Source organism: Kitasatospora acidiphila, from assembly GCF_006636205.1.
In the GTDB taxonomy this organism is placed as follows: Bacteria; Actinomycetota; Actinomycetes; order Streptomycetales; family Streptomycetaceae; genus Kitasatospora; species Kitasatospora acidiphila.
In genome coordinates this window covers 4,631,460-4,656,011 of record NZ_VIGB01000003.1, presented here as the reverse complement: position 1 = coordinate 4,656,011, position 24,552 = coordinate 4,631,460, and the positions used below count along the sequence as shown (strand labels likewise).

At 66.8% G+C, this 24,552-nt stretch carries 19 protein-coding genes and 1 pseudogene; 14 read left to right on the top strand and 6 right to left on the bottom strand.

The features are described from left to right. Window positions 1–17: 17 nt before the first annotated feature. From E6W39_RS22005 to E6W39_RS21985, 5 genes are all read left to right on the top strand, one after another. Window positions 18–578: a type III secretion system chaperone family protein gene (locus E6W39_RS22005; protein WP_141634983.1), complete on the top strand. Its 561-nt coding sequence runs from the start codon at window positions 18–20 to the stop codon at window positions 576–578. An 81-nt stretch (window positions 579–659) separates the two neighbouring features. Beyond that, complete coding sequence (locus tag E6W39_RS22000; protein ID WP_141634982.1) at window positions 660–1,010, top strand: cupin; 351 nt, start codon at window positions 660–662, stop codon at window positions 1,008–1,010. Between the two features lie 134 nt (window positions 1,011–1,144). After that, complete coding sequence (locus tag E6W39_RS21995; protein ID WP_141634981.1) at window positions 1,145–2,866, top strand: alpha/beta hydrolase; 1,722 nt, start codon at window positions 1,145–1,147, stop codon at window positions 2,864–2,866. Between the two features lie 17 nt (window positions 2,867–2,883). Next, window positions 2,884–3,426 carry a hypothetical protein gene (locus E6W39_RS21990; protein ID WP_141634980.1) on the top strand — a complete coding sequence of 181 codons (543 nt, stop codon included), beginning with the start codon at window positions 2,884–2,886 and terminating at the stop codon, window positions 3,424–3,426. Between the two features lie 248 nt (window positions 3,427–3,674). Next, on the top strand, window positions 3,675–4,112 hold the full coding sequence (locus E6W39_RS21985) for a hypothetical protein (RefSeq protein ID WP_141634979.1): 438 nt from the start codon (window positions 3,675–3,677) through the stop codon (window positions 4,110–4,112). A 246-nt stretch (window positions 4,113–4,358) separates the two neighbouring features. Here E6W39_RS21985 and E6W39_RS21980 read toward each other — a convergent pair whose 3' ends face one another. Further along, window positions 4,359–5,177, bottom strand: a complete 819-nt coding sequence (locus tag E6W39_RS21980; protein ID WP_141634978.1) for a WD40 repeat domain-containing protein — start codon at window positions 5,175–5,177, stop codon at window positions 4,359–4,361. Further along, window positions 5,066–8,170, bottom strand: coding sequence for a WD40 repeat domain-containing protein (locus E6W39_RS21975; RefSeq protein WP_220140249.1), 3,105 nt, complete (start codon window positions 8,168–8,170; stop codon window positions 5,066–5,068). Before E6W39_RS21975 ends, E6W39_RS21980 begins: the two co-directional genes overlap by 112 nt. A 449-nt stretch (window positions 8,171–8,619) precedes the next feature. Between E6W39_RS21975 and E6W39_RS21970 the strand changes: the two are divergent. The 7 genes and pseudogenes from E6W39_RS21970 to E6W39_RS21940 form a co-directional block, all read left to right on the top strand. Next, window positions 8,620–9,375, top strand: a pseudogene (locus tag E6W39_RS21970) (aminotransferase class I/II-fold pyridoxal phosphate-dependent enzyme); the annotation flags it as partial. A gap of 300 nt (window positions 9,376–9,675) precedes the next feature. After that, window positions 9,676–10,503, top strand: coding sequence for a hypothetical protein (locus E6W39_RS21965; RefSeq protein WP_141634976.1), 828 nt, complete (start codon window positions 9,676–9,678; stop codon window positions 10,501–10,503). Window positions 10,504–10,584: 81 nt separating this feature from the next. After that, window positions 10,585–11,547 (top strand): hypothetical protein, encoded by a 963-nt coding sequence (locus E6W39_RS21960; RefSeq protein ID WP_141634975.1) that lies wholly within the window; start codon window positions 10,585–10,587, stop codon window positions 11,545–11,547. 44 nt (window positions 11,548–11,591) lie between these two features. After that, complete coding sequence (locus tag E6W39_RS21955; RefSeq protein ID WP_181799385.1) at window positions 11,592–12,578, top strand: ImmA/IrrE family metallo-endopeptidase; 987 nt, start codon at window positions 11,592–11,594, stop codon at window positions 12,576–12,578. A 148-nt stretch (window positions 12,579–12,726) separates the two neighbouring features. Beyond that, window positions 12,727–13,752 (top strand): nucleotidyltransferase family protein, encoded by a 1,026-nt coding sequence (locus E6W39_RS21950; protein ID WP_141634973.1) that lies wholly within the window; start codon window positions 12,727–12,729, stop codon window positions 13,750–13,752. Window positions 13,753–14,215: 463 nt separating this feature from the next. Beyond that, window positions 14,216–14,869 carry a hypothetical protein gene (locus E6W39_RS21945; RefSeq protein ID WP_141634972.1) on the top strand — a complete coding sequence of 218 codons (654 nt, stop codon included), beginning with the start codon at window positions 14,216–14,218 and terminating at the stop codon, window positions 14,867–14,869. A 211-nt stretch (window positions 14,870–15,080) separates the two neighbouring features. Continuing rightward, window positions 15,081–16,058 carry a hypothetical protein gene (locus E6W39_RS21940; protein WP_141634971.1) on the top strand — a complete coding sequence of 326 codons (978 nt, stop codon included), beginning with the start codon at window positions 15,081–15,083 and terminating at the stop codon, window positions 16,056–16,058. 349 nt (window positions 16,059–16,407) lie between these two features. On the opposite strand, the gene E6W39_RS21935 is transcribed toward E6W39_RS21940, so the two are convergent. Together E6W39_RS21935 and E6W39_RS21930 are read right to left on the bottom strand one after the other, a co-directional pair. Beyond that, window positions 16,408–17,328, bottom strand: a complete 921-nt coding sequence (locus E6W39_RS21935; protein WP_141634970.1) for a hypothetical protein — start codon at window positions 17,326–17,328, stop codon at window positions 16,408–16,410. A 136-nt stretch (window positions 17,329–17,464) separates the two neighbouring features. After that, window positions 17,465–18,238, bottom strand: coding sequence for a PDDEXK family nuclease (locus E6W39_RS21930; protein ID WP_141634969.1), 774 nt, complete (start codon window positions 18,236–18,238; stop codon window positions 17,465–17,467). A gap of 103 nt (window positions 18,239–18,341) precedes the next feature. On the opposite strand from E6W39_RS21930, the gene E6W39_RS21925 reads away from it, so the two are divergent. Next, window positions 18,342–22,013: an NB-ARC domain-containing protein gene (locus E6W39_RS21925; RefSeq protein WP_141634968.1), complete on the top strand. Its 3,672-nt coding sequence runs from the start codon at window positions 18,342–18,344 to the stop codon at window positions 22,011–22,013. An 89-nt stretch (window positions 22,014–22,102) separates the two neighbouring features. On the opposite strand, the gene E6W39_RS21920 is transcribed toward E6W39_RS21925, so the two are convergent. Both E6W39_RS21920 and E6W39_RS21915 read right to left on the bottom strand, forming a co-directional pair. Continuing rightward, a complete protein-coding gene (locus E6W39_RS21920; protein WP_141634967.1) occupies window positions 22,103–22,570 on the bottom strand; it encodes a hypothetical protein in 468 nt (155 codons plus the stop codon). Window positions 22,571–22,690: 120 nt separating this feature from the next. After that, window positions 22,691–23,179: a hypothetical protein gene (locus E6W39_RS21915; protein ID WP_141634966.1), complete on the bottom strand. Its 489-nt coding sequence runs from the start codon at window positions 23,177–23,179 to the stop codon at window positions 22,691–22,693. A gap of 188 nt (window positions 23,180–23,367) precedes the next feature. On the opposite strand from E6W39_RS21915, the gene E6W39_RS21910 reads away from it, so the two are divergent. Further along, window positions 23,368–24,528 carry a pyridoxal phosphate-dependent aminotransferase gene (locus tag E6W39_RS21910; RefSeq protein ID WP_141634965.1) on the top strand — a complete coding sequence of 387 codons (1,161 nt, stop codon included), beginning with the start codon at window positions 23,368–23,370 and terminating at the stop codon, window positions 24,526–24,528. The last annotated feature ends 24 nt before the right edge of the window (window positions 24,529–24,552 follow it).

Genomic DNA, 24,552 nt, shown 5'->3' with positions numbered 1-24,552 from the left:
TTGAAGGGACCTCCCCCGTGAGCATTGACCCGTCGTCGATCCCGTCCTTCGGCGTTCCTCAGCCGCCCGCGGGCGGTGGCGGCCGTCCGGCCGGTCCGCCGCCGATCGTGGTCCCGGACCAGAACCTGGTGACGCAGCTGCTGGACCAGATGCAGCTCAAGCACGTGGTGGACGAGGAGGGTGACCTCGTCGCCCCGTGGGACGGCTTCCGCGTCTACTACATGTTCCGCGGCGACCAGAAGGAGCTCTTCGCGGTCCGCGCCTTCTACGACCGGCCGTACACGCTGGAGCAGAAGGGCGAGATCCTCGACCTCATCGACGAGTGGAACCGCGAGACCCTCTGGCCCAAGGTCTACACCCACACCCACGAGGACGGCGTCGTCCGGCTGATCGGCGAGTGCCAGATGATCATCGGCACCGGCGTCAACATCGACTACTTCATCACCACCACCGCCAACTGGACCCAGGCGGCGGTCGGCTTCGAGCAGTGGATCGTGGAGCGCCTCGGCCTCCAGGAGGACATCGAGGAGATCGACGGCGAGGGTGACGGCGACGGCGACGGCCCGGCCGAGGACTGACCTCCCGCCCGCACCTGTGATTCCTGGCCCGGCCCGCCCTCCCAGCGGGCCGGGCCAGGTCCGTCTCCCCCGGGACCGCCCTTGCAGTTCTTCACCTTCGACCGCGCCGAGCGGCTGATCGCCCGCTACGCCAGCACCGGCGCCCACGCCACCCGGGTCGCCATCGGCAGCGAGGACGGCGCGGTCCACCTGACCTGCCTGACCATCGAGCCCGGCGGCGCGATCGGCACCCACCCGGCCCCCTGCGACCAGCTCTTCCTGGCCATCGCCGGCGAGGGCTGGGTCAGCGGCCCCGACGGCGTCCCCCACCCCATCACCGCGGGCACCGGCGTCCTCTGGTCCACCGGCGAGCAGCACACCTCGGGCAGCGACACCGGCCTCACGGCACTGGCCCTGGAGGGCGCGGGGCTGACGGTGTACGAGCCGAGCTAGCGGGGCCGGAGGGGCCAGGTCGCTCGTCACCAAGGTGTTGCAGACCTATGCGCCCACGAACTCACTCGGCGGACTAGGGTACGGGGCGCGACGTGGGGGACACGGATCGCGACGAGAGACGGGGGAAGGTGAGCATGGACATAGCCACGCTCAAGAACGCTGACCTGGTGTCACTGTCGGGGGCGCAACTCGCCTATGCGCAGCTGGTGACTTCGTTCGGTCATCACATCGACGACTGGCGTTCCCAAGTGACGAGCCCGCTGGGCGAGTGGACTGGTAGCACCGCCGTGCAGGTGCACGGTGACCTCACCGCCTTCAACAGCAAGCTGCAGGCCGCCCATGACGAGCTGAACCTGATCAGCTCGACCCTGGACGACGCGGAGAAGTCGTTCGCGCTGGCCCAGGCGAAGCTCATCCAGGCACTGGACGACGCCCAGGCCGCGAAGATCACCGTCAACCCCGATGGCAGCATGACCTGGGACAAGGACAAGTCGTCGCCGACCTACGCGGGCGACCAGGCGGACGTCAAGGCCGCCGACATCGGCGGCCGGGTCAGTGCGGCGCTCTCCGAAGCTGCCCAGGCCGACCAGTTGATCTCCTCGCGGCTGAAGCACTTCACCGACAACGCCACCAGCGGCAAGGGCCTGGACACCGCCACCTCGGGGGCGGACCAGCAGACCGAGAACAACCGGGAGAACATCCCCGCGAAGGGCAGTGACCCGAAGCAGGTCAAGGCCTGGTGGGACAGCCTGACGCCCCAGGAGCAGCACGACCTGATCAACAACCGCCCGCAGGACATCGGCAACCTCGACGGCATCCCCTCCGCCGACCGGGACCAGGCCAACCGCATCAACCTGAAGAACCTGATCCAGGACCGCCAGACCCAGCTCACCGGCCTCGGCCCGCAGCCGCCGCAGTTCACCGGACCGTACAACGCCGCCCGCGGGATCCAGAACCCGCAGTACACCGCATGGCAGACGAAGCACGACGCCCTGACGGAGCAGCTCTCCGGCTTCCAGACCATTCAGGACCGGCTCGACGGCAAACTGCCCGGCGGTGGCGGGCCGGGCTCCTACCCGCCGCTGCTGTTGCTGGGGATCGGTGACCAGGGGCAGGGCCGCGCGATCCTGTCCTGGGGCGACCCGGACACGGCCCGGAACGTCTCGTCGTTGGTGCCCGGGCTGAACAGCAGCCTGGCCGGCGTCGGAGCGGGCGATGCCATGACGGCGAAGAGCATCTACGACTCCGCAGTGCAGAGTGCGAGGGGCAACCACGACACGCCGAGCGTCGCGTCGGTGTTCTGGCTGGGGTACGACGCCCCTCAGTTGGACGGCACCTCGGTGCTCACGGAGGAGCGGGCAGACCAGGCCGGGCCCGCGTACGACAAGTTCCTCACCGGACTCCGGGACACCCACCAGGGCACGCCAGCACACATGACCGCGATAGGGCACAGCTACGGCTCCCTGGTGGTCGGGAAAGCGACCCAGCAGCCCGGTGGCCTCCCCGTCGACGACATCGTGCTGGTCGGCAGCCCGGGCGTCGGGGTGGACAAGGCATCGCAGCTCGGGGTCGGTGCGGATCACGTGTACGTCGGCACGGCCAAAAATGATCCCGTCGAGCTGCCGCCGGCCGTCGGGCAGGGGGTTGCTGGGCCTGACTACACCGGGTCGTGGTTCGGCACGGACCCGGCAAGCCAAGACTTCGGCGCGGAGCGCTTCTCGGTGGCCGACGGGTCAACCACCGACTCCCATGACAACTACTTCGGCAAGGACCACAAGGGCGGCGACTCACTCTCCAACGTCGGGAAGATCGTGAGCGGCCACGGGAACACGATCACCCGGGAAGCTCCGTGGTGAGGGCCGCGGTATGGCGCATGACCGTGCCGGGGGTACTGCTGGCGCTCCTGGTCGGCTGGTACGTCTGGCCGGAGCCCGACAAGCCCACCATGCCGGTCGAGCAGGCACACCACCAGATCGAGACCGAGCTCACCGATCTCGCGGAAGCCTTCCACCCGGGGCTCCAGTGGGCCGAGGCCAGCTACTACACCGAACCGGAGTTGACGGGCTTCTGCGGCACGTCCGGCTGCAAGAAGACGGGCCGGGCGGTGATGATCGCCGATCAGGCGGCCCGAGTCCGGATCGCCTCGGAGCGGGATCACGAGGCACTCGACATTGTCCGGGCGCTCTGGTCCGCCAAGGGATACGCGGTCCAGACTGAAGGCTGGTCCGTAAAGGTGGACGGCTCGGGGTTCACTCTTAGGTTCATAGTGGATGGGGAGGGTTGCGCCGACGTGGAGGCCACCATCAGCGATGTCACCGACACCAGCGACAACAACATGGAGGGCGGGTTCGCCCAGGGGCCGCAGAACTACGCCGCCTCGTGCGCGATATTCGACGACCCCTACTGGTCGCACTGACACCGCCGAGCCAGTCCGGCCCGGCCTCCTCGGGCCGGACTGGCTCGGCGGCCTCCCCACAGGGCAGCGAGGAGTCGGCGCTCCGGCCGTTACCGCGAGGCGGCCGGCCGTACGGCCGGCCGCCTCGACTGAGGAACGTGCGCGCATACACGTACCGCTCGTTCGTACCGCGGATCTTTCGGATCTCTGCCACTGCGTGGCGAAGCACTGCCTAGAGTTGGGCACAACTGCGCGAATCTGGAGAGCAGATGGACTCGGAGTTCGTGACCCTGGCCTCGTCCGCAGCCACCACGGTGGTGACGCTGCTGGCAACGGACGGGTGGGAGCAGGTCAAGACGGCGATGGGGTCGTTATGGCGGCGCGTACATCCGGACCTCGCCGGTGCGGTGGAGGCCGAACTGGTCGCCCAGCGATCGATGGTGATAGCCGCTCAGGACGCGGACGACGATCAGGTCGTTCGAGCGCTGGAAGATGACTGGCGTCAGCGGCTGAGCACCTTGCTGGCCGCTGAACCCTGGCTCGCGGCGGAGCTGCGGCGCTTGGTCGAGGAGGACCTCCGGGCCCGCGAGACCGCGGCCGAGGGCAGCCGGGCCACGCCGATCGAGATGCACGCGAAGGCATCCGGACACGGTCGGGTGTACCAGGCGGGCCGGGACCAGCACATCACCGAGCGCGGCGATCGATGACCTCCCGGAGGAGGAGTCACCGGCGACGGAACGCCCGGCCGAGCCCCATGCCTCGATACGGGCCGGAGCAAGTGGCGACTCACGGGTCACCATCGCGTCGGGCTGCCAGTTCGTTGCGGAGCGGGATCTGATCGTCCACTTCGAGGACGGGACGACCGGGGTCCGGCGGACAGCCGGGCCGGCGGTGGAGGAGTGCCCATGTCCTCGGGCTGCTGGGGACCGCAATCACTGGCAGGTGATCATCCGTCAGCGACATGGTGGGCCACCTGGCAGGATCGGGGCGCGCTGGTGCAGCTGACCCGTCAGGAAGTCGCTGGAGGTGGCGCAGATCTGTTGGATCGCCTGCTGCACGTCCAGTGTCCAGAGCCGGATGGTCTTGTCGTCGCTGGAGCTGGCGATCGTCAGGCTCTGTGTACCGGGCCCGACGGCGACGGACTCCACGATGTCGGTGTGACCGGTGAGCGGCTGGCCGATCACCGTGGGCCGTGCGAGGACGGTGACGTCCCACAGTCGGATGGTGTGGTCGGCGCTCGCGACGACGAGTGTGTGGCCGTCGGGGCTGAATGCGATCGAGGTGATCGAACCGCTGGCACCCCGCAACGGCTGGCCGATGGTCGTCGGGGGATCGAGGTCGGCCGTGTTCAACAGCTGGACGCTGCCGTCCGAGCTGCCAGTGGCCAAGGTATGGGAGTCGGGGCTGAACACCTCGAAGTCGATCACGCCACTCTGGCTGCTCCGCTTCCAGTTCAGGAACCTGATCTTGGTGGGGTCGCTGACGTCCCACAGCGCGGTGGATTCGGACACGTCGCTGGTGGCGAGCGTCTTGCCGTCCGGACTGAAGGCCACCGCGGTGATGATGTCCGACGTGATGCTCGACACGTGCCCCAGCGATCTCGGCTGGTTGGGGTCGGTGACATCCCACAGGTAGGTGCTCGCGTCGGCACTGCCGCCGATCACCAGGGTGGACCCGTTGGGGCTGAAAGCGACGTAGTTGACCGGGGTGGTGGGCCCGGTGAGCGGCTGACCGATCTGCTGCGGCTTGGTGGGGTCGGTGACGTCCCACAAGCGGACCGTGCTTCCGCCACTGACGAGGGTGTGCCCTTGGGGCTGAACGCCACCGCATAGAGCTGCCCGCTCTTCGGGTCAAGCGGCTGGCCGACGGGTTGCGGGTGCTCGGGGTCGGTAGTGTTCCACAAGCGGAGTGTGCCGTCAGTACTGGCGCTGGCAAGCAGGTGGCCATCGGGACTGAAGGCCACGTCGTACACCTTTCCGGTGTGGCCGAGCAGACGGGACGGTGGCTGCTGCAACAGCCGGACGGTTCCGTCGCTGCCTGCGGTGGCGATGACCTGGCCGCCCGGGCTGAGAGCCACTGCGGAGACTGCCCCGCTATGGCCGGTCGGCGGGTGGTCGACGACATCCGTGTGCTCGGGGTCGGTGGTGTTCCAGAGCCAGACCGTTGGATCACTGCCGCTGGCGGCGAGGAAGTGCTCATCGGGGCTGAAGGCGAGGGAGTTGATGTAGTCACTCGAAGCGGGAAGCGGCTGCCCCACGGACGTGGGGTGCTTCGGGTCGGCGATGTTCCACAGCTGGACGGACCCGCTCGTCGCGATGGCGAGGAGGTGGCCGTCGGGACTGAACTGTGGCGCCCAGAGGGGGCCGGACAGATTGAGGGGCAGCCGCCCGCTGGGCGTCGGATGGTTCCGGTCGGTGATGTCCCACCACAGGACGGTGCGGTCCTTGCCGACTGTTACGAGGGTGTGCTGGTCGATGAACGCCGCTGAGTAGACGACCTTCGTGTGGCCGGTGATTGGCTGCCCGATCTCGACCGGATGGTTGGGGTCGGTGACGTCCCACAGCTGGACCGTGGAGTCGGTGCCGTCGGTGACAAGCATTCTGCTGTCGGGGCTGAACGCCAACGGCGTGACGATGGCGTCATTGTGGATGACGATCTGGCCGCGGGACTCAGGATGGTCGGGGTCGGTGACGTCCCACAGTCGGATGGTGTTGTCGCGGCTGACGCCAGCGAGCGTGTGGCTGTCGGGGCTGAACGCCAGCACGGCGACGCCAACCGCGGCGCCGGTGAGGGGTCCGCTCCGGGGCCTGGGGTGGTCGGGGTCGGTGACGTCCCACAGCCGGATGGTCTTGTCCTCGCCCGCGCTGGCGAGGGTGTGGCCGTCCGGGCTGAACGCCACCCCGTCCACCGGACCGGTGTGTCCGGTCAGGGTCGTCACCGGGCCCGCGTTCGCGTCACTGAAGAGGTTGGTGCGGACACTCGGGTCGTCGGGGCGCATCCGGTAGGCGGCGAGGTCGAGTTGGGCCGCCAGGGGCTGGTCGGTTCCGCGGAGCTGATCGGCCTCGGCGGTGAGCTGTTCGAAGATGGCGGTATTTCGCTGGGCGCGCACAGTGCGGCTCTCCTGGAAGACCGCCACGGCGGCCAGGGAGGCGATGACGAGCAGCAGGGACAGCACGGTGACCACCAGTCGGCGCCGGACGGTGGCGCGGCGTTCCTGCGCCAGGGAGGTGGCGAGGAACGACTGGGCTTCGGGGCTGGCCGGCCCGTCGTGCACGGCGGCGGCCCACGTGCGGGCCTCCGCCAGGCGGCTGCCGCGGTACAGCAGGCCGGGGTCCCGGCGATCGCGGATCCAGTCCGCGGCGGCCTCGTCGAGCTGTTGGCGGACGAGGTTGCCGACGCGGTCCGCCTCGATCCACCCGGACAGCCGCGGCCAGGCGTGCAACAACGCCTCGTGGGTGATCTCGATCGTTTCCCGCTCCCTGGTCAGCAGCCGGGCCCGGGCGAACGCGTCCACGACCGCGGCCACGGGGCCAGCCCCGTCAGGGCCTGCGCCCAGGCGGGCGGCAGGCATGCGGCGGCGGGTGTCCTCGGTGTCCTGGCCGAGCCGGACCAGCCTCAGGAAGACCAGTCGGGCCGCCTGCTGGGCCTCGGGGCCGAGGTGTTCGAAGACGCGCTCGGCGGTGGTAGCCACGGCGTGCGGAATGCCGCCGGTGGCGCGGTAACCGTCGACCGTGAGGGTGGCGCCGTGCCGGTTCTGCCAGGTCGTCCGCAGGGCGTGCGCGAGCAGTGGAAGCCGCCCCGCCTCGTAGCTCTCCTGTCCAGGCCGACGACCGCCCGCCAGGGCGCCGTTGACCGGTGTGCCGAGATCGCGCAGCAACAGGTCCACCAGACCCGGCTCGACCCGTAGCCGCACGGCCCGGGCCGGAAAGAGGATCGCCTCCCGGACCCCGCTCTCGGACAGTGCGCCGACCAGGACTTGCCCGTCCTGCAGGACCGTCTGGAGCTGAGGGTAGGCGACGCACTGGGTGTAGAAGTCGGACCGCAGCCCGTACACGACCAGCGCGCTCGGGCCACTGCCGCCTGGCCGCGCCTCGGCCAGCCGGGCGACCACGTCCAGGAAGGCGCTTCGCTCCTGGCCGTCGAGGCACAGCGTGAACAGCTCCTCGGCCTGGTCCACGACCATCACGATGCGCGACGTCGCTTCGCCTTCGGCGGCCAGCGAAGTCCGCAGGTGCTCAGCGCCAGCGTCCGGCCCGGCCCGCAGGATCGCGAGCAGTTGCTCTGCACTGTCTCCGGTCAGTGGCGCCAGTTGATCCGCCAACGCCGTGAGTGGATGGGCCGTTGGGGTGAACAACAGGCACGGCCACCGCGACGAGCCTGCCGCCGGCAGCGAGCCGCGGCCGATCGCCGGCAGTACCCCCGCCCTCAGCAGCGACGACTTCCCCGCCCCCGACGGCGCCACCACAGCCAACGGGCCGCCCCGGTCAACGCGTTCGTCGAGCCGGGCGATCAGCTGCGAGGTCAACTCGTCCCGCCCGAAGAACCACTGCGACTGCTCCGGCCCGAACGCGGCGAGTCCCGGGTACGGGCAGTCCCCCTCCCAGGAACTCGCCTCCACCTGGTGCGCATGACGCACACCGTCCTGGTAGTAGTGGTGGGCGTCTCCCTCCGAGATGATCTGGTCTCTGCCCGCTTGATAGACACGAGCATCGCCGGATGCCTGAGCGCTGAGCTCGACCGGCTCGTTCCCCTCCGAGGGCGGCATACTGGCGGATCTCATCGCTCAGCGGGGCCGTGGGGACCCCGGCCCTCTCCAACCCCCGCTGGTCCTGTGCTCGGCACGATCGGATCCATCCGCCCTCCACAGTCGGCATTCGAACGGCTAGGCGATGCGTATGCGAGTGCCACTATGCCGATTCCGCGCCGGCCGGTGTGCCGAATCGACAAACCCGTCGACTGATAACTCGGATGCACACCGAGGGAGTTACCGCATCCCCCGCCGCGGAGACGGTGCGGGTGACGACTGCGGCCAGCGACGTTGAACGGATCAGGCTCGCGCTCCAACTCAAGCGCCAACACGGCGGTTCTATACCCAGCCTGACTGCCCATTGGCCCAACCGGCTGATGGGCTGCCCATCGTCTGGCGAGGCCATGCTTGCGGCCACCCGCTTCCGGACCGGAGGATGAGCTGACGACCGAACCTGGGGAGCTGCGATGAGCGCGAGGCCGCTGTTGAACCGCCGGCTGGCGGGCATGGGGACGACGATCTTCGCGGAGATGTCCGCGCTGGCCACGGCTACCGGGTCGATCAACCTGGGGCAGGGGTTCCCGGACACCGACGGGCCCGAGGAGGTCCGCGAGGCTGCGGTGCGGGCGCTTCGGGAGGGGCACGGCAACCAGTACCCGCCCGGGCCCGGGATCCCCGAGCTGCGGGCGGCCATCGCCGAGCACCAGCAGCGGTTCTACGGGCTCTCCTACGACCCCGAGCGCGAGGTGCTGGTCACCGCCGGCGCCACCGAGGCCATCGCCGCCTCGCTGCTCGCCCTGCTCGAACCCGGCGACGAGGTGATCGCCTTCGAGCCGTTCTACGACTCCTACGCCGCCTGCATCGCCATGGCCGGCGCCATCCGCGTCCCGCTGACGCTGCGTCAACCAGACTTCCGCCCCGACCTGGACGAGCTGCGCTCGCTCATCAGCCCGCGCACCCGGCTGCTGCTGATCAACACCCCGCACAACCCGACCGGCCTCGTCCTCAACCGCGACGAGCTCGCCGCCATCGCCCAACTCGCGATCGAGCACGACCTGTTGGTGATCACCGACGAGGTCTACGAGCACCTGGTCTTCGCCGGCACCCACCACCCCCTCGCCGCCCTCCCCGGCATGCGCGAGCGCACCGTCGCCATCTCCTCCGCCGGCAAGACCTTCTCCTTCACCGGCTGGAAGGTCGGCTGGGTCAAGCCCTGTTCACCTACCTATTCGCTGGCGAGCTGAGGCCGAGCAGGTTGGCAAGCGCAGCTGCCGCCGAGGTTCATCAACGAAGGTCGCCCGCGCCCAGCAAGTTCTCCCCCACCAGGACAGTTGAAATCGGGACAAAGGCTCGCCCATGGGCGTACCGTGTCCGTCAGCCGTGGAGGGAGGTCAGCCATCTCCGAGTTCGAAGAGCTTCATCGTCTTGGCCATCTGGGCCATGAAGGGCTGGAGCTGATCTACAGGTTGATGCGGGAGGAAGGCCGACGGTTTCCCGTACTGACTCCTGCGTCAGGGTGGCAGGTGGCCGACTGGGAGGACTTACTCGGCGACTTGCTTGCGGACCGGGTCCAGGCCCTCACTGCCGACCTGCTGAGCCGCGCAACCGACGACGCTTCGATGGGTCGGATCCTGCGTAGGTCGATTCGGAACTGGTTGATCGACAGGGCCCGCCAGACGGGCTTGGGCGCCCTACGCCGCCGCCTGGAGGCAGTGTTGTCCTCCGAACCTAACTTCGAGCAGGTACCCGAAGGGGAGTCCGGCGCCAAGCGATGGAGGCTGACGGGAAGCGGATGGGCTCCATGGTCGGGCGCCACCGATGAACTGATCTCTGCCGCGCACGCGGTCCAGGCGGTGAAGGTACCGAAGTGGTCCAGCACGGCGCGTCGGGCGCCAATCGCCGACAAGGCTTCGCTCGTGGCCGTGGCCGCTGCTGTCCTCAGCGCAGCTGGTGGATCGATGGAGATCGCTCAGCTGGTCGCGGTCTTCGCTGCGCGGTTCCCGACCGTGCTCGACCCGGTGATCGTTACCACGGGGGACGACTTCGAGGGCGTTCACCGAGACGAGGCTCTATCACCCGAAGAGGTTGTGGTTGCCGCCGAAGAAGAACTCCACAACGCCGTCACCGCAGCGGAAATCGTGGGGATGTTGTCACCGGAAGAGCGCCTGCTTCTGCCCATCGCCGACCAGCAAGCTAGGGTCCAGGAGCTGTTGGGATGCGGCAGAAGCCAGGCGTCCCTAAAGGTAAAGCGCCTTCGAGAAAAGCTAAAGCAGTTGCTTGGAGAGCAGGACGTTCACGGTGTGGGACTGGAGGTGATCAGGCTGTGCGCCGATACTCACGACGTGGAGTGACCTGTGGCCCCTCGGACACCCCGATGGTTGTGACGTCAAACATGGGTGGAACCGTTCAGCCATGTCAGCCGGGAGGACTCCATGAGTGAACCAGGTGTGCCCCAGCGCTTCCTTGAACTGGCCGCTGCGGCCATGGCGCCACAGCAGTTGTCGGACGAAGGGCTTCTGGCCAGGTTCGGCTTTCCGGAGGAAGTACGCCTCGCGGCAGGCCAGGTATGGCGTGCGTGCTGGGAGGAGACCAGTCTCCTCGTACTGATCCTGGCACTCGCGACCCGCGAGGTGCAGGCTGTGCCGGTGACCATCGACCCTCCAGGCGAAGATGCAGCAAGCCTGGTCGTAGACGGCACCCGCACTGCGTTCGGGGTAGAAGCAACTGTTTGGGCGGGGCTGTCTGGACCAATTCCTATGCGTGTCCTCGACCGCGTAGTGGATTCTTGGGAACCTGATCTCGTGGCATGGGCTGCGGAGATGGCGGCCGGCGGAGCACCATCCGTGCCAGCGGGAGCCCGGAAAGGCGTCGCTCCTGTGCCTGTCTTCGGCGCTTCCGAAGACGTACGAGCTGACCTTGAAGATGATCTCGAAGCCCTGCGAGCGGTGCCCGGTCTGCCTGCGGCGGAGGGATCGGCAAAGGTCGTCTCACTCAAAGAACTCTTGAAGGGCAGCCTCCCCGACCTGCCAGCACTGGGCACAGCGTTGGGGCTCTCTCAGCCGCAAGTGATGAGGATCTTGCGGGGTTCGGCACCCGTGGCGCCGGGACAAGTGGAGGCAGTCGCGAAAGTGACCGGACTATCGGTTGAAGCCATCGCCGCCACGGTGCGCCCTCTCCCGCCGGCTCTGGTGACAGCAGCGGAACATCCCCGCTGGCGGCAGGCGTGGAGGCGTAGGGCTCAGCGGCTGAGTGTCAGTGAAGAGGATGCGCGCCTCACGGGTGGCTACGAAGCGTTCGCGCTGGCTGCCCGCGAAACCGGCGGCGCAGAACCAGACTGGGAAGGTCGGCTCCGGCAGTTCATGCGCGGTGAAGACCTTGCCGGATCAGGTGCGTAATGCGGCGCCGCTTCGTAGAGGAGGCACCGCAGCAGGCACAAGCCATGCTCGCCGCAGTCGAGAGAATCCACCCAGGCTCTCTTGCAGCGCTACACGAAGATCCACTGACCGAGCTGAGCTGCTGGTCGGACGTCCAGATCCTGATGGCTCCCGAGGACGGGGAAGGCCGATGCTCGGTTGCCGGCAGCTACATAGATCGGACCGATCCGCCGACCCTTGTGGTTGGCACCTCACGGTCGTATCGGCGCCGCGGGTTCACTGCGTTGCACGAACTGGGGCACCATCTGCAGCAGACCGACCCCAGCCTCGGCCAGGCTCTGTTTGCTTGGCAGGACTCGGAAGCCTTCGAGGATGCTGCATGCGACGCGTTCGCAGCCCGGGTACTGATTCCAGACAGTGAGATTCCCGCGAACGTGCGGCTACGGGGGCCGTCCGCAACGGATGTGGTCGAAATGTTCCACTACTCCCAGGCGTCGCGTGAGGCGTGCTGCGTCCGGGCGGCGGAATATCTCGCGAGTGGTGCGGTGGTCCTGCTCGACGGCGACGGCACGGCGATCTTCAGTGTCTCCCGCAGCCTGATCCCCCCGGCCCGGGGTACCGATCAGTCCGGCAACCCCCTTGTCGAGAGGGCGCTGCGGACCGGGACCACTGCGCAGCACGACAAGGCCTACGTGGAGTATCGCTCGGGCAAGCAGAGTGAGCTCCTATACGGACAGGCTGCCTGGTGCGATGAGGAGTACCTGGTCGCGGTCTTCGTCCCGGACAACGCCCCCTGGCTCAGGTACTCCGTCCCGCGGCCGGGCACCGGCGCTTCCTTGTACGACACACCGTGGGTCTGCGAGACATGCGGGGAGGCGTTCGAGGTCAGCACCGCGCCGTGTGAACAGTGCGGCGTCGCCGCATGCCCCGACGGGCACTGCGGCTGCGTCAGCGCCCGCATGAGCAAGGATCGCGTCTGCGACCGATGTTTCCTCGTTCTGGCGCCGAGCCGGTTCGACGGCACCAGCGGCACCTGCCGCGACTGCGCCTGACCGCCCTCCCGGTACTTCCGCGGACCCTCGGTCGGACGATTCTTGCGATGTGACGTCAGGTACTGGTGAGCAGCTACACGGTTGCTCGGCCCGCTGTGGCGGGTCTGAAGCCGGGCCCTGACGCCCCGTAGCAAGAATCGAGAAACCGATGGGACACACCCACGACATCCTGGACGATATCCGCTCTCAGATCGACGCCCACGCCGAGCCGCTCGCGCAGGCCCGAGAGCGACTGGCCCTGGTCCGCTCCACGGCCGAGGCGTTCCCTGGAGCCCTGCGGACCTACGCCAGTGGATCACTGGCACAGCACACCTTCATCCACCCGGTCGGCGACGGAGACGGCGGCCTCGTCCTCGATCGCCGTGTCTACCCTGGGCTCGGACCCGACGGCGGTGGTGAGACCCCTGCCGACATCTCGGCCGAGCTCTGCGGGCTGCTGGGCCCTGCAGTCCGCGAGGTGTACCCCAATGCCCGGTGCGGAACCTCCAAGCGCGGCCCTAAGCTGACGTTCGGCCAGCCCGTGGACGGCCAGGACCCCACCGTGGACCTGGTCGTTGCGCTGACCCGCAAGGATGCACCGGGGCTGTGGATCCCCAACCTCAAGAACGACACGTGGGAGGCCTCCGACCCCGAGCGCCATGTCAAGCTGTTCACCTCGGGAGGGGCCTCCCTCCAGCGCACCCGACGCCGGGTCGTGCGCCTGCTGAAAGCGTGGAACAAGCAGTACTCGATCCCCGGCTTCTCCTCCCACAACCTGACCGTCTGGGCCTGGGAGTTCAGCGAGCCCGGGATGGGCATGGCCGTCGCGCTGAACACGGTCCTCACGAAGGCGGCCCGACGGGTCGACTCTGGCAACGCCACGGTCGATCCGGCCGGGGTATCGCCGAACGTGCGGCTACTCGTCCCGCGCGACACTGCCTCCCGCAGGCTGCGTACAGCAGCCGCTGGACTGGAGGAGGCAATCGCACACGACGACGATCGCGATGCCGTTCTCTCCGCCCTATCCAAGGTCTTCTACAAGTACATCGACGATCCGTCCCCCAGCAGCCTCGCCCAAAAGATCAGTGCGCTGCGGCAGCCCGGCCCCCTCTCCACCGCAGCTCTTGGGCTCGGCGGCCCTTCCGCAGCCATCCCCACCGTCCGCTCGTACGGCATCGTGTCTGAGGGCCGGTGAGCCGGCGGACGGCGTGGCAGGAACCGGCCTGGTTCGCCAGGCCGGCGCTCCGTTTCGCCTTCCAGCATGGTGTCGAAGCCTGCGGCGTGACCACCAGAGCAGTGACGCCTCCCCATCGGTACCGCGGAGGCTTTGCCCTTGCAGTATGTCTCGTCCTGCCAGACATTCCCCGACAGACCATCACCGTCGTGTTCGGCCGCTATTCTCCGCAGACGCCGCGCATCTATAGCGACGGCCCGAGCGAGTCACCGCACCGGTACAACGACGGCTCTCTGTGCATCTGGTATCCGTACGACCCGGCCGCGCAGCGATGGGTACTTCGGGACGGACCCGCGGTCCTACTCGGCCTGATCGTCGCGCACCTTCTCAAGGAGGACTGGTGGCGCCGAACCGGCGAGTGGCCCGGCCAGGAAGCCCCACACCACGTACCCGAGCCAACATGTAACCGAACCAGGAGGGCAGCATGACCTTGCCGACCCAGGAATCGCCCTCTCTCGCCCCAACCACGACAGCGGTGACAACCACCGCGACGGCAACCCCATCTTCCCTGGCTTCAGCCCCCGCATCCGCAGCTACCGGGGCCGGGGCGCTGACATCCGCAGTAGTTTCCGGCGCCGTCCTCGCGGCCGCCATCACTGCGACCATCAACCTGTGGCTTGCCCGGAGCCGATCCCGAGAAGAAGAACGCGCGCGCCTGCGAAGGGCGTTCGCGGAAGCATTCGTCGCGTACACCACATACAAGGAACTGCCGTACGCCATCCGCCGCCGACACGCTGATCAGGCTGCGGACGAACGTGTCCGTCTCTCGGAGATCCTGCGCGAGATTCAAGCCCAACTCGCCTACCATCTCGCTTGGACCGCCCTCGAGTCACCAGCAGTCGGCCGCGCCTACAAGAACCTCGTCCAACACCTCCGCCGGACGGCTGGCACCGCAATGCACGACGCCTGGGAGGCGCCCGCCATCACCACTGATAGACAGATGAACGTCCCGCCGACTGTCATCGACCTCAGCGAGCTCGCCCAGTACGAGACTGCCTACCTCGATGCCGTTCACACCCACCTGCACGAGCTTCTGCCGTGGTGGAAGCGCCTCTGGCGCCGAAGGCTGCTTAGGTAACGACTTGTTCGTCTACCTACTCGCTGGCGAGCTGATCCAAGCCGCTCGCGGTAGCCACCGCGACTCACCGAACGTGCCCACCTCTTATCTCTCGCTGGCGGCCTTGACACAGTCACCGGGCTCCGGGCTGAGCCCGAAAACTCGACCGGCTCTATCGCAACTTGCGCACATCAACAGCCAGGGCCTGGCCCGCCGTTACTGGACTCCTAGCATGCAGTCGACGCCCTATGGGAAGGGAATGGCTATGCCGACGATCACGGTACGTGTCCTACGCGAGGCCATCGGGGTGTTCTTTAGGGATCGCTTCAACTCCGATGCGGTTGAAGAGATCTGTGTGGAGATGGGCTTGAGGCCTCCGGAACCACCGGACGACGTCGCTTTCAAGAGCAAGCGCGCCTACGTGGTCGAAAGGCTGCAGGGGCAGCAGCTCGCGGACCTGGTGACGTTTGCCATGCGGGTAGACGAGGAGCACGATGCTCCCGAGTTGCGGGAACTGATAGCCCAGGTAGGTCCGGTTGGTGTGGCCGGCCAGCCGAAAAACCTCATATTCGCCGCCGATGGGCCGAAGCATCAGTTGGTGCTCAGCGATGCAATCAACAACGACATCGAGGTCGTCGCAAACGATCAGTTCTGTCTAGTCTACGACCGGCCACTCGATGCAGGCGGTCTGACTTGGCGTCAGCTAACCGAGTGGTGGGCCGCGCGTGAAGGCTTGGAAGCGTGGACCGAGACTGCGGTCTCACAGAACCTCTACGCGCGGCTGGCACAGTCGCTCGACAACGATGCGGAGAAGCTGATCCTCCGCCGCTATAGCCAGCGCTACGTCGACAACGGGCCTGACATCCCCGCCCTGATCCCGCAGGTGTACCTACACTACGACCCCTACACCCGGCGAGAGCTCGGGCCGAAGGGGTCGACCCTACGCCGCCAGCGGATGGACTTCCTCCTGCTGTTCCCCAACCGGATTCGGATCGTGATCGAGCTGGACGGAGCACAGCACTACTCCGACTTGGAGACTAAGCGTGCCGACCCCGATCGGTACGCCGAGCTGGTCGCCGAAGACCGGCAGTTGCGGCTCCGCGGCTACGAGGTCTACCGCTTCGGCGGTGCGGAACTCGTGAATAGGGCCAGCGCATCAGCCCTACTCGACGACTTTTTCGCCCAGCTCACCGCCCGCTACCACCGCTAGCCCTCCGCGCGCCTGTAACGGGTGCGGTCGTCAACGACAGATGCAAGGATAACTATCGAGCGGGCAGGATTCTTGGGATCATTATGGCACCAATACACGAGCCGGTACCTTTCGACTCGCAAACGGTACAGTCCCGGGCGCCCCGGGAACTGTGTGGCGTCTATCCCGTTGAATCTCGGGCCCCGGTCGCGACCAAGCAGCGTCCGCAGCAGCATGGCGGCATCTTCCTGCGGGATAGTAAGGAGAGCTTGGCGCGCGCTCTCCGCAACACGGAAACGATTATGCAGCCTCTTCCCAGGATGGTATGGCGGAAAGTTATATGGCCAGCGGTACACGAAGTGGTATGAACTCATACGTGGCCATTTTCCGTCAGCCGGGAACGGGAAAGCGCGCGTCTACGCTCTGCCGCAGGGGCGACAGTGCGGCGCGCGGACTCGCCCAGCAGGACAGCGAGGACATCGACCATGTCGGTATCCGGGTCGTTGCGGTGGGCTTCCGCGTCACGGGCAGCCATCTCGTCGGTGGCGTCATGCAAGGCGTAGAAGTCGTGGATCGGGACAATTGCGGCGACCTTGCGACCGTACTGGTGGAGGATCGTCGGCTTGCCACTATCGATTCGATCGAGGAGTTCCGGGAGGCTATGCCCGAGGCCATAAATACTAAGATGATCGTCTACGCTCGCGACGATCTCTAGCCGTTCCGGGTGCGCACCCATCGTAACGGCAAGAAGTTCAGTCAGCCGCTGGTATTCCTGCTGGACCAGCTCCCATACTTCGCTGATGCTGATCCGGTCGCCACTCATGGTCTCGCTCGCTCCTCCCTGCGGCATTTCCGCTCCAGTCATTGCCCGGGGAATTCCCATGGCTCGTATTCCCGCTAAGACGTTCTGCTCGATCTCTCGGGACAATAGAGTTGGGGCTGTGAGGTGCTGGAGGAGCCATCCCCGGCCTATATGCTGCTGGATGCGTAAGCTGCCGCCGACACCGATCTTCAGGACGTTGTGAACCGCGTGCTTGATGATGTAAACGGGGCGCGCGCTCTGAAACGGCATCGCATCGGGAATGAGATCTCTCAGGTGCCCCTCGCTGGTCTCACGCGCGGCCTCAATGTTCGCATCGAGCTGCGCCTGGGTCAGGCCGCTCGCACGCTCGAGCGGCTCGGTCTGGCGTCGGCTGGCAGCGCGCGCCTGAATCTCCTCTCGTTCCTGGACGATGCGTGCCTCCGCTGCCGCCTTCCTTTCAGCGGCGCGGTCCATCGGGTGCTTCGCCAACTTCTCCGTGTCTCCTTCGCTCGATCAGACGAGCTGGCAATGACGGCGAGATCCCAGTCTGACTTTTCATCAGCAATCCCTGACAACAACCTGACGTGCCGCCGGCTGAGACCGCCACACGTCCGCACGGGAAGACTCAGCGCGGCCAAAGGTGGCGAATCAGTTCTTCCTTGAGCCGCTTAGCAAGCTGATCGCGATCAGCCAGGTCTTCAACCGGCAGCCGCACGACGGGCACGCCACACCGCTGCCACTGGAGGTCACGGTTGCGGTCGTCGGCATACCGGCGGGCATCGCGGTGGTGCGGCCCGTCAACTTCGAAGATGACGACCCTGCCGTTGCCGAAAACCGTGATGTCGGGGGACCAGGTGTGCCCAGCCCGCAGACGCACCCCAGGCAAGGGCGCGATGGCGATGGTCTTGTCCTCCGGGGTGGCAGCCTGGATGTCCTTCAGTGCCAGGTAGACAATGCGCTCCTGTTGGCTCGCCAGTGCCAGGCCGTCCTCTGTTGGGACAGTCGACGCAGTGCGTTCACGGCGAGCCTGGTTGGACGGGCGAGCCCCGACGCGGTCCGCGTAGTAGGTACGCCAGTCCGGACCAACCTCCGGAAGGGCTTCCCGGATCTCGACTCGGCTGGTGTGATGGTGGCCTCTCCGCCGCGCGACATCCATGAGCGTCTCGCTGATGCGCCCGAACAGCTCCTCTGTGAACAGAGGAACCACATGACTCTCGACCGACAGGACTGCGCTCACGATCGGGTTGGTCCAATCTGAACCCGGCGCGCGCTCAAAGTCGAGGGCGGTGACGTCTAGGAGCAGTTGGAAAGCTTCCTGGTCTCCCCGCTGGTCGAACAAGGCGACGGTCTGGCCGAGAACCTGGTCGTTCTCCCATGCCTCTTCATCTTCGATCCCCATCTGATCAGCATGGCACTCAAGACCGACGTGGTGGGTGCTTTGAGGGAGGGACGATGCCTGCGCGGGTGCCTAGACTGCATGCGCTGGGGTAGGGAGAGCGACGATGAGCGTCGACGGAGGCCGGATCGCGGCCCGGGGATATCAGTACCAGTACCTGCGGACCTTGGAGGCTCTGCTCGCGTTATCAGACAGCTCGCCGGCGGCAGCGTGCCGGATTGAGGGTCCCGGCGAGGCGACGTCGGCGCAGAACGTGGACTCGGTCGACTTCGACCTTGTCGACGCCGACGGCAACTCGCTGGTGGCGGTGCAGGTCAAGAGCGCCGCCTCGGGTCGGACCGTGAGCGCGCCGCGGGCGATGGAGGTACTCCTGCATCTGGTGTCCAGCTTCTCCTCACAACACTACGAGTTGGTCACCAACGCAACCCCGGACCGCGGCTGTGCGCGTCTTGCCGACGCCCTGCAAGTGCTGCGTGATGATCCGATTCGACTTCGCTCCGAGCTGGAAGAGATCTTCGCAGGGGCACCGGTGTCCTCGCGGCGCCTTGAGGCGCTGACGGAGGGGCAGTGGTCGCGGTTGGCAACGGCCCGCATCGTGTTCGACGCGCGGGACGATGCAGGGCTGCGCGGGGACTTGAACGAGCAGCTGCGTGATCTACGACGGCAGAACCGCCGTGGGCTGTCTGCGCGCTCGGGCGGCCTGGTGCTGGGGTTCTTGGTAGCCGAGGTGCTGCGGCGTGCGGCGGACCCGGCATCGGCGTCATGGACCTTGGAGCACTTCCGCAAGTGCGTGCTGGTCGATGATGAGGTCTTGGTCACGGCCTTGGGTCGACAGGACTTCGGGGTCGTGGTTGGGCCGATCCCACCCATCCCGGAGATCACCCGGCCTCGCTTGCTCGAACAGGTAACCGCGGCGTTGAACGGTACTCCGGCCCAGGCAGGCGTATCCGTGAGCGTGATCAGCGGGCTGTCCGGCATCGGGAAGTCGAGCCTGGCCGCAGCCTATGTCGCTTCGGAGGCCTACCGGTACGACCTGGTGTTCTGGCTCGATGCCTCTTCGGTGGAGGCGCTCACCGGATCATTCACGCGGCTACTTGCGCACCTGGGCGACTCCCCCGGAGAACAGGCCGCGGATGCCGTGCTGATCCGGGAGAAGGTCCACACGCTCTTGCAGCAGCTACCAGGCTCGTGGCTGCTGGTGTTCGACGACGCCGCCCCCGGACCGATTCAGGCCTGGTTCCCCCGGCTCGGGCGCGGCCAAGTACTGGTGACATCCCTGTCACGGAGCTGGCGTGGCGTCCATGAGCACATCGAGACGGAAGCCCTGCTTGCAGAAGAGGCACTGCAACTGCTCGTGCTGCGTCTGGAACTTGACGCCACGCAGGCCGTGCAACATCGGTCGGACTTGGTGGAGCTGGTAGAGGCATTGGGGCGATGGCCGCTGGCGATCGAACTGGCTGCCGGCTACTTGGTGACATGCGGGATCGATCCGACACGTATCGGCGAGTATCGGTCCCGGTTGCTGTCATCAGCATTGGATGACGACAAAGCACTACCAGTTGGCTATCCGAAGACCCTGGTCGCCGCAGTCAATCTGAGTCTGGAGCGGTTGCACACTGGCGCTCGCGACCGCCCCGAGGTGCTGGGGGGCTGCTCTGGGCTGCTGTCTGCCCTTTGCTACTTCGCTCCGCAGCGCATCCCGCTTCATCTCGCGTTCGCCAGCGCGTTCGTGCCCAGCGAGGCGCTCCGCCACAGCAAGTCCGTCGTCCTGATTGACGAGGCCAGCAGTCCGCTGCGGGAGATCTTGCGGGAGCTGTTCGGCGTATCGTTCGTCCGCCCCGACGCACCTCTCCCCGTCGGCCAAGATCAGGTACCCGTGCCCGGGAGCGACGACACGCTGTCGATGAACACCGTGCTGCAGCTGATCTTGCGCCGCCTGTTCGAGCAACAAGCAGACCCGGGCGCGGTGCTGCAGCAGGCTGCCACCCACACCAACGCCTGGCTATGTACCGCGGTCGATCATCGACAGAGCGAGCGCGCTTGGGAGTTGGCTCAGCACGCCACAGTGCTGGCAGGGCACCTTGAGCGGCTTGAGGTCATTACTAGCCACACCGCGCTCCTGCTGGGCAACCTTGCTGGCTTCCACCACGACCACGGCCGCTACGACCATGCCCGGAACCTGCTTGAGCAGGAACTGGCTTGGCTCACTGCTAGCCCTGACCGGGAGGACCTGATCGCCGCGCAGGCCCGAATCCGGCTCGCCTCCCTTTTCGAGCTCACGGATGCCGCCGACGCCTCCGAGCAGATCTGCCGGCAACTCACCCACGTCCTCAACTACCTGACCGCGCTGCCATCCGAACACCAACTACGCGCAGTCAGGCTGGTCACCGAGAGCGTGCTCATCCTGCAGATCCGTTCCCGCCGCGCACCCAGGCACCAGGAACTCGAAAGCCTTCTAGAGCGGTTCCAGCTCCTTGCCGCACAACTGCCGCAGAGCCCGCAGATCCGCGTCATGTACCAAACCGCAGCAGTCGGCCAGCTCATGGAAGAAGGCCAGGCCAGAGAAGCCGAACAGGCCGCCGCAGCCATCCTCGATCTGATCACTGACTCGCCAAGTGCCCCGTCGGCCGAAGTCCAGCGCCTACTGATCGAAGCACTTGCCCATCAGCACAAATGGGAGCAAGCCGACGCCCAGTACACCCTGTTCCGCCGTTACCTGGGACCGCGGACCCTGCATCGGTTCTCCGTCAACCACCTGGTTCACAACCTCGGTCAGGTCTGCGCCATGCAGTGGGTGCTCACCGGCGAGGATGAGCCGCTGGCACTGCTCGACCGTCTCATGGACGACACTGGCCCGTACCTTGACCAGCTCGCGGACAACGACTTCGACCACGCCCGGTTCCTAATGCTGCGCGTGGTCCACATTGGCGCCCGTGTCAGCCTTGCCACTGACCCGACAGAGGCTCACGAGTTCGAAGCACTCATGGCCCAGCTCGCGCCCATGCCGTTCGCCGATAACCCGGAACAGGCGGCAGCATGGGAACTGATCTGCAATGGCCTGCCCGGCCGCCTCGGTGCCCGGTTCAGGGAAGTCCTCCACGATAGGACCCATGCCGAAGGTCACGCCGCGCTGGCCGCGCTACCACCTGACACAGCGACAGAGCTGCACACGGCGCTGCAGAGTGCCGGCATGTTCGGACACCTGGCATTGTCGACCGACCCCGGGTTCGCTGCGCTTGGCTTCGCCAGCAACGTTGATCTCCTTCCCCATCGCTTCCGTGCCTTCTCCGGTCCCCGCGCGATCGCCATCATCCAACCCGACACATACATGTTGGTCCGTTCCGCCGATGGCGATGCCGTCATCGACGCGCAGTTGCACCGGGTCTGCGCCCATGGACTACGGCGGATGTGGGGCCCCGGGTCCGTCTTCCCCGTTGTCGAAGACCTGCGCCTACGCCCCGACGGCTCCACACTCATCCTTCAAGCCGCCGACGGCACCGTCCTTGCCCGCATTCCCGCGCTGCCCACCCCCGCCTGGCGCGAGGCCGCCCAACGCCGTGGGACCGTCCTGGTGTTGTTCAGCTACGGATTCGATCTCGAGGACCCCGTCAGCGGCCGGGAGATCCTGTCCTCCCCCACCGCCACCCTCATGCGATACCAAGCAGCCTGCCGGGCCGGCACTCTCGCCTCCGCGATCGTCCTCTGGGCTGGCCCGAAAATCCCCGCTGCACGTCCCCGACGACAGCAACGACGGGCAAGTAGCAAGCGCAAACGCTAAGTTGCCCTCGCATCCGTGCCCGTCCTGAGGGGCACACTCAGATCCTCCCCGCTGGTCGGGCCACCGCCCTGTCAATGGCGACGGCATCCTTACTGATCCGGGTAGGAGCGGAGTCGGCTCTGATCGTCGCGAGACCAGGAGACGCCGTGTGCATCCGTGAAGTGGATCTCCAACGGCACAGCAAACTGCGGCTCGAACTGGCCTTGGTCTCCGATCTCCACCTCGAGTCGCGCGCCAGGCGGAATTAGTCCGACCGGGACCAGCATCAGCGGCTGCTCCCCGGGGAGAAGGTTTGCGTCAGGCGCGGGAACACACACGCTGGCACCATGGACCGGCTCGATCCCGGCGTTGTACGCGACCACAGCGTGGAAGTGATGGCCACCAGGCTCGCTGGACCGCTTCATCGGGCAGTTCATGATATTCGGCCCAGTCCAAGCCGTGACCAATGAGGCTGTCTGCACAGCAGGCCCGCTGCTGATCTGGACGCCACCGTGGATGACTCCGGCCTGAACGACGGCGCCCGTGTGACCGCCGCTGATCTCGTTGTAACTGGTCACCGACCAGCCCCCAAGGGTCTCCGGGCTGGGATGACGGGCAGGATCCCGTCACCCCAGCGGCTGCACCGCCATGAACCAGTCCTGCCAGCGCCGACCAAGCCCGCCGCTGCTGATAGAGCGTTAAGACTCGGCGCTCTGTCGGCCCATCCTGCGGGCCATACGCGCAGCTGTTTCCGGCGCCACCAACTCCACCCGACGACGGAACACCCCCTTGACCACGAAGAAGCACGAGAACTTGCTGCGCGGGCCGATCTCGCGGCACTCGTACAGGCCCTTGCCGCTGAGCTGCCAACCGTGCGGCGGACTGCTTCGGTTGAGGAACGTGCGCGCGTACACGTACCGCTCGTTCGTACCGCGGATCTTGGCCACCCAACCGCCCATGGCGTCGCAAGTGACACGCTCGGGCGTGATGGACACCTCGGGGAACGGGGCCGCGGGATCGGCGGTAGCGATGTCGAGGGGCCGGTCGAGCAGTGCGGTGGACGCGGCGGTCTGCTCGGGGGTGGCGTGCCGGGTGCACACTCCTGGGTGCGGGCCGACGCCGTACCAGGACATCTGCTGGAGACGACAGCGGTTGCCCGCCTTGGTCATCGCCGTGCACTGGTCCACGTGTTCCCCCCAAGCTCTCCCGCCCCAGCGGCCGTTGAGCGACCGCGGCCGCGATCCTATAGGTCATATGAGCATCAAGCCGACTGCGGCGTTTGTGAGCTCGCTGCTCGAACAAGAGGCACCAAAGCTTGTCCATCGCTCTTCAACCGTCAGAGGATTGGCCTGACGACAAGTCGTGAGGAGCTGCAATGGGTGCAAGGCCGCTGTTGAACCGCCGGCTGGCGGGCATGGGAACGACGATCTTCGCCGAGATGTCCGCGCTGGCCACGGCCACCGGCTCCATCAACCTCGGGCAGGGTTTCCCAGACACCGACGGACCGCACGAGATCGCCCAAGCCGCCGCTGATGCGGTGCTCTCCGGCCGTGGCAACCAGTACCCGCCCGGGCCCGGGATCCCCGAGCTACGGACCGCGATCACCGAGCACCAGCAGCGGTTCTACGGGCTGTCCTACGACCCCGACACCGAGGTCCTGGTCACCGCCGGCGCCACCGAAGCCATCGCAGCCTCGCTCCTCGCCCTGCTGGAGCCCGGCGACGAGGTCATCGCCTTCGAGCCGTTCTACGACTCCTACGCCGCCTGCATCGCCATGGCCGGCGCCGTGCGGGTACCGCTGACCCTGCGGCAGCCCGAGTTCCGCCCCGACCTCGACGAGCTACGCTCCCTCATCACCCCGCGCACCCGACTGCTGCTGATCAACACCCCGCACAACCCCACCGGCACCGTTCTCACCCCCGAGGAACTCGCCACCATCGCGGAGATCGCCGTCGAGCACGATCTGCTGGTAATCACGGACGAGGTTTACGAGCACCTCGTCTTCGCTACTGGCCACCACCCCATCGCCGCCCTCCCCGGCATGCGTGAGCGCACAGTCTCGATCTCCTCAGCCGGGAAGACCTTCTCCTTCACGGGTTGGAAGGTTGGATGGGTAACAGCGAGCGCTCCGCTGGTCGCAGCAGTACGAACGGCCAAGCAGTACCTCACGTACGTCAGCGCCGGCCCCTTCCAGTACGCCGTCGCCGAGGCGCTTCGCCTGCCCGACAGCTACTTCACCGGCTTCCGCGCCGATCTACTCCGCAAGCGCGATCTGCTGGCCAACGGCCTTGCAGCCGCCGGCTTCCAGGTCGTCGTCCCCGAGGGCACGTACTTCATCACCACCGACATCACCCCACTCGGTGAGAAGGATGGATTGGAGTTCTGCCGCACCCTGCCCGAGCGCTGCGGCGTCGTCGCCATTCCAAACGTGGTCTTCTACGACAACGCCGAAGCCGGCCGCTCGCTGGTCCGGTTCACATTCTGCAAGCGCGATGAAGTGCTCGCTGACGCGGTGGAGCGGCTCCAGCGGCTCTGATTGGCCCGCAGGGGAGCAGCTGCG

Excerpts from the sequence above, each read along its gene's own strand:
- E6W39_RS21940 (WP_141634971.1), top strand. The coding sequence starts at position 15,081 with ATGCAGTCGACGCCCTATGGGAAGGGAATGGCTATGCCGACGATCACG.
- E6W39_RS21945 (WP_141634972.1), top strand. The coding sequence starts at position 14,216 with ATGACCTTGCCGACCCAGGAATCGCCCTCTCTCGCCCCAACCACGACA.
- E6W39_RS21930 (WP_141634969.1), bottom strand. The coding sequence starts at position 18,238 with ATGGGGATCGAAGATGAAGAGGCATGGGAGAACGACCAGGTTCTCGGC.
- E6W39_RS21955 (WP_181799385.1), top strand. The coding sequence starts at position 11,592 with ATGCTCGCCGCAGTCGAGAGAATCCACCCAGGCTCTCTTGCAGCGCTA.
- E6W39_RS21990 (WP_141634980.1), top strand. The coding sequence starts at position 2,884 with ATGACCGTGCCGGGGGTACTGCTGGCGCTCCTGGTCGGCTGGTACGTC.
- E6W39_RS21950 (WP_141634973.1), top strand. The coding sequence starts at position 12,727 with ATGGGACACACCCACGACATCCTGGACGATATCCGCTCTCAGATCGAC.
- E6W39_RS21985 (WP_141634979.1), top strand. The coding sequence starts at position 3,675 with ATGGACTCGGAGTTCGTGACCCTGGCCTCGTCCGCAGCCACCACGGTG.
- E6W39_RS21910 (WP_141634965.1), top strand. The coding sequence starts at position 23,368 with ATGGGTGCAAGGCCGCTGTTGAACCGCCGGCTGGCGGGCATGGGAACG.
- E6W39_RS21975 (WP_220140249.1), bottom strand. The coding sequence starts at position 8,170 with ATGCCGCCCTCGGAGGGGAACGAGCCGGTCGAGCTCAGCGCTCAGGCA.
- E6W39_RS21960 (WP_141634975.1), top strand. The coding sequence starts at position 10,585 with ATGAGTGAACCAGGTGTGCCCCAGCGCTTCCTTGAACTGGCCGCTGCG.
- E6W39_RS21995 (WP_141634981.1), top strand. The coding sequence starts at position 1,145 with ATGGACATAGCCACGCTCAAGAACGCTGACCTGGTGTCACTGTCGGGG.
- E6W39_RS21925 (WP_141634968.1), top strand. The coding sequence starts at position 18,342 with ATGAGCGTCGACGGAGGCCGGATCGCGGCCCGGGGATATCAGTACCAG.